5 protein-coding genes are annotated in these 3,646 nt (G+C 39.1%); 2 read left to right on the plus strand and 3 right to left on the minus strand.

The features are described from left to right. Window positions 1-194 (plus strand): hypothetical protein (locus E1163_RS30895; RefSeq protein ID WP_221417904.1); only part of this gene is annotated, 194 nt, incomplete at its 5' end. A 10-nt stretch (window positions 195-204) separates the two neighbouring features. Here E1163_RS30895 and E1163_RS01725 read toward each other — a convergent pair. Further along, the gene (locus tag E1163_RS01725) at window positions 205-471 is read right to left on the minus strand and encodes a hypothetical protein (RefSeq protein ID WP_155168833.1); all 267 of its coding nucleotides are present in this window, start codon (window positions 469-471) and stop codon (window positions 205-207) included. Window positions 472-561: 90 nt separating this feature from the next. Between E1163_RS01725 and E1163_RS01730 the strand changes: the two genes are divergently transcribed. Continuing rightward, complete coding sequence (locus E1163_RS01730; protein ID WP_155168835.1) at window positions 562-1,026, plus strand: helix-turn-helix domain-containing protein; 465 nt, start codon at window positions 562-564, stop codon at window positions 1,024-1,026. 84 nt (window positions 1,027-1,110) lie between these two features. Here E1163_RS01730 and E1163_RS01735 read toward each other — a convergent pair whose 3' ends face one another. Further along, window positions 1,111-2,523 carry a tetratricopeptide repeat protein gene (locus tag E1163_RS01735; RefSeq protein ID WP_185155916.1) on the minus strand — a complete coding sequence of 471 codons (1,413 nt, stop codon included), beginning with the start codon at window positions 2,521-2,523 and terminating at the stop codon, window positions 1,111-1,113. A gap of 118 nt (window positions 2,524-2,641) precedes the next feature. After that, complete coding sequence (locus E1163_RS01740; RefSeq protein ID WP_155168839.1) at window positions 2,642-2,791, minus strand: hypothetical protein; 150 nt, start codon at window positions 2,789-2,791, stop codon at window positions 2,642-2,644. Window positions 2,792-3,646: the final 855 nt, after the last annotated feature.

Raw genomic sequence — 3,646 nt, forward strand, 5'->3', positions numbered from 1 at the left:
AGCTTACATGCAGGAAAAACCTTATATGTACTGCCAGCGGTGTTTTGATTTTATTTACTGCTAAAAAACCGGGATTCACACCGATAGTATTACATCATTGGTTTTCAGCAACTGGTGTTACAGGTCTGAAGACTTGGATAAATGGTGATGCAAGTTACCGCTACGCTAAAGGCTTGAACCAGAACGTAGATTAACCAGAACGTATCACTCCGTGCATGAGCTGCTTTTTAAAGTGGCATCAAATTCATTAATAAGCTCTTCCACTGCAGCAAGTATGCACTCCATGTTTTCAGAAAACTCGATGTACTTATCAATATAATACGGGTCCAGCGCGCCTTTTATGATGGAGCGAAGCTCCTTGTTTGCCGCCATGCACTGTTTTACGGCGCGCAACGAGACTTCCATGCAATAACCTTTAGTGGGGGATTCTTTGCTGCTAATTTCTCCCGGCAATCCTACAGTGTACTCCATAATTATTATATTTAGGTTGTTTTGGACAGGGCTGGCTAAGGCTTATCAAAACAACAATTTGTTTGCTTTTTATAAAAATGAAAATAAGTAGTGATAAATACAACTATTGAGGAGAGAATTTTTTATTTCCGTACAAGAAACAATTGGTCACAAAGCCAGTTAGGTGATGCCATTGAGAAAGAATCGGGCAAGCTGGTAAGTAAGGATGTGATTTCCAATTATGAAAAAGGCAGGCGCAAAGTACCTTCTGAACTTGTGCCTGTGCTGGCACGCATCTTTGATATAAGTACGGACGAACTCTTCTACAAGCCGGGAGAGGAAAGCCATTCGGATGATATAGGAAGCACAATAATGAATGCACGGCACATTGCGGCAGAAGATAAGGCCGCTGCTTTTGACATTACCTTTGAAGCGCTGGGCAAGGCTAAGGAAGAAATACAGAAGCTAAAAATTCAGGTAGCAGAGAGCATGCAGGAGACTACCACTTATAAGGTAGAACTTGAAAAGTACAAGGCTGTAGTGGACAGGGTAAAAAAAGCCACTTTGATGGACTAACTGTTTTACAGCTATCAAATATAAAAAGGGCGATGAAAGCCCTTTTTATATTGATAAACCAACATGCATTATGGTCCCGAGACTTTATGCATCTTTATTTTTATTGTTGTAAGTATCTAACTCAGAGGCCATTCTGTGTATCTCTGCAAGCAGTTCTTTGTGGTCTTTGTTCTCCTTTGCTAAGGCATCCTTTTCCTCCTGCAAGACGGCACATAGCTTTCGTGCATCGTAGGCCTTCTTTTTTGTCGCTTTGGTATTTATAGTTACCACCATTATAACGATTAATAACCCCGCCACTATAGCACCTGCCCCTTGAGCGATGAGCCATTGCCTGTCTACCATACTGGCCTGTAGCTTTCGGTTATTGTGGGCTTCTACTTCTTGGTTTAATGCAGCTTGTAAAGCTTTGGCATTCATGCCATCATAAAAACTATCTTTTAGCTCCTGTTGCTGTTTTTTAAGGTCAGCTATCCGGTATATATCATCGTAGGCCACCTTTGCTCCATTGTCTGTTAGCGCCCGGTAGGATTGTGAAAGCAGGTCAAGTGTGTTATTTAGCGGTTCATTGATAATGTCTTTGTTGGCAAGGGCTATGGCTTCATTAAATACTTCTACTGCCTTTTGGTGATTGCCTTGGAGTTGGTAGAGTGTTCCTTCGATATTGTATCGTTCAACTGCTGTCTTGGTATCTATGGTTATACCTGTTCCCTTTAACAAAAACTTAGTCGCTTTATCATAATTACCTTTTGTAAGGTAGGTATTGGCAAGGTTGTCATATAATATTACCAGCATCTGTTCATGGCTGGGATTAAAAGCCAGAGCTTCATTATAATATTCTATAGCCTGATCATATTGGTTTGCATGATAATAAATATTACCAGCTTCATTGTAAACATGAGCTAGCCTGTTAGCATCATTTGAATCAAATTGTAATTGTTGTGCTATAGCAAGCTTAATATTTTCCTTGGCCTCAGCGTACCGCCCAGTTTTTGAATTGCAGATAGCAAGATTTGTATAGGCTATTGATTGATTCTTAAAGTCTCCGCTTTCTTCATATATCTGAGCAGCCTTTTCAAAATATGGAATGGCATCTTTGTAACCTTCGATAGTCTGGTAAAGCTTGCCTACGTTATTGATGTCAGCAGCTACTCCTGAGTTATAACCTACTTCTTCAAAAATATCAATAGCTTGGAGGTAAGAATTTGTCGCTTCTATATATTCTCCTGACCGTCTTTGTAGCATGCCCTGGGCGTGATATGCCCTTCCCAAATACATTTTATTAACTACCTCCTTAGCTAAATCCTGTTGCTGATTGACATAATAGGCAGCTTGGGCTAAATCACTATCTCTAAACGCTTTATAAAGCCTATAATAGACCTCTAGTCGAGTTTCTGGATTTATATCTTTATCTAAAAGTGATTTTAAGCTGTTGGTATCTGTCGGAAGTTTTTCAGGTGTTATTTCCGGCTCATTAGAGCAGGATAAGAAAAAACACATAAATAGCAGGTAAAGGAAAGGTTTAGTCAAATTTGAGATCATGGTTTATCAAGTTGTTGGTTTTAAACTTCTAATTAGATTGTCATAACTATGGGGTATTCAATTTTTTTTTCTCAAATCAGGGGTCGATTTCTTCTCCATTGCTGTGTGGATCAGTAACAGGTTCCTCCGCTTGGAGGGTTATTTCCTCATAAGGATCGCTGCACGAGTACATGGCCAGTGAGCAGAAGGTAACGGCTGCCAGTAATATTACTTTAAATGGTTTCATGGGATATTGGGCTTTAGGTTAGTTGATTGTCAAGCTCAGGGAAAATTAAACTTGAGCAAGGTTGTATTGGGTTTATCATAGCTATGTCATACTTCTTTTATTATGGTTACAATTCCAAATTAATTGTTCAACCTTATTTTGCAAACCACCCTATAAGCTATTTTATGACTGACCTGCATGGGTAATCACTAAATGGTTGATTGTTAATGAATTACTAAACTTGTGGCTCGACAAATAACTAGTCAGGCGCAATAAGAGGCCACAAATTGCCCTGATGTAACTTTTTTGGTCGCATTTAAACGGTACTGGCTGTTATAAACTGTAATAAAGCGTAATAAGCCGTAATGAAAAGTTATGAGGATCGTACTGTTTGGAGTGCTGAACCTATATTCTGATAAAAATAGCTCCTTTTGGTTTGAGTGCGCTACCCTTACCGGGTGTGCCAATATCCGCTTGTAAGTTTTTTTAGACTGTTACATGTTTACAATTGCACGGGTAATCCATGCCTGGCAATTAAAATAATATTTCCTTTTTAGTAGAAAATTGCACTAAATGTGTAGCGTGTTATTGTAAGCTGCAATAGGGTAGGAGGGTGGAAAGTGTGTTAAATCCTCACTTAGCTATATTGGCCTGGTGCCATGTCAGAGTCAGCCCGTTAATGGCGTATCTTACCAAATTTAATATATTAAAAATACCCAAGGTTGGGTATTGACTTTTCATAAGCACTTTAGCTAGCTTTCAGTTTCTAAAATAAACGGAAAAATGGCTTTCGGAAAGTGATAGGTGTCGTTGGAAAAGTTTTGGAGGTAGTGGTTGGGTGAATAAGTAGATTAAAGTGCTGTTATATCCGATTGT

The organism is Fulvivirga kasyanovii, from assembly GCF_009711405.1.
GTDB lineage: Bacteria > Bacteroidota > Bacteroidia > Cytophagales > Cyclobacteriaceae > Fulvivirga > Fulvivirga kasyanovii.

Bases quoted from the DNA above. Each gene is read 5' to 3' on its own strand.
- E1163_RS01725 (WP_155168833.1), bottom strand. From the start codon at position 471: ATGGAGTACACTGTAGGATTGCCGGGAGAAATTAGCAGCAAAGAATCC.
- E1163_RS01735 (WP_185155916.1), bottom strand. From the start codon at position 2,523: ATGTGTTTTTTCTTATCCTGCTCTAATGAGCCGGAAATAACACCTGAA.
- E1163_RS01740 (WP_155168839.1), bottom strand. From the start codon at position 2,791: ATGAAACCATTTAAAGTAATATTACTGGCAGCCGTTACCTTCTGCTCA.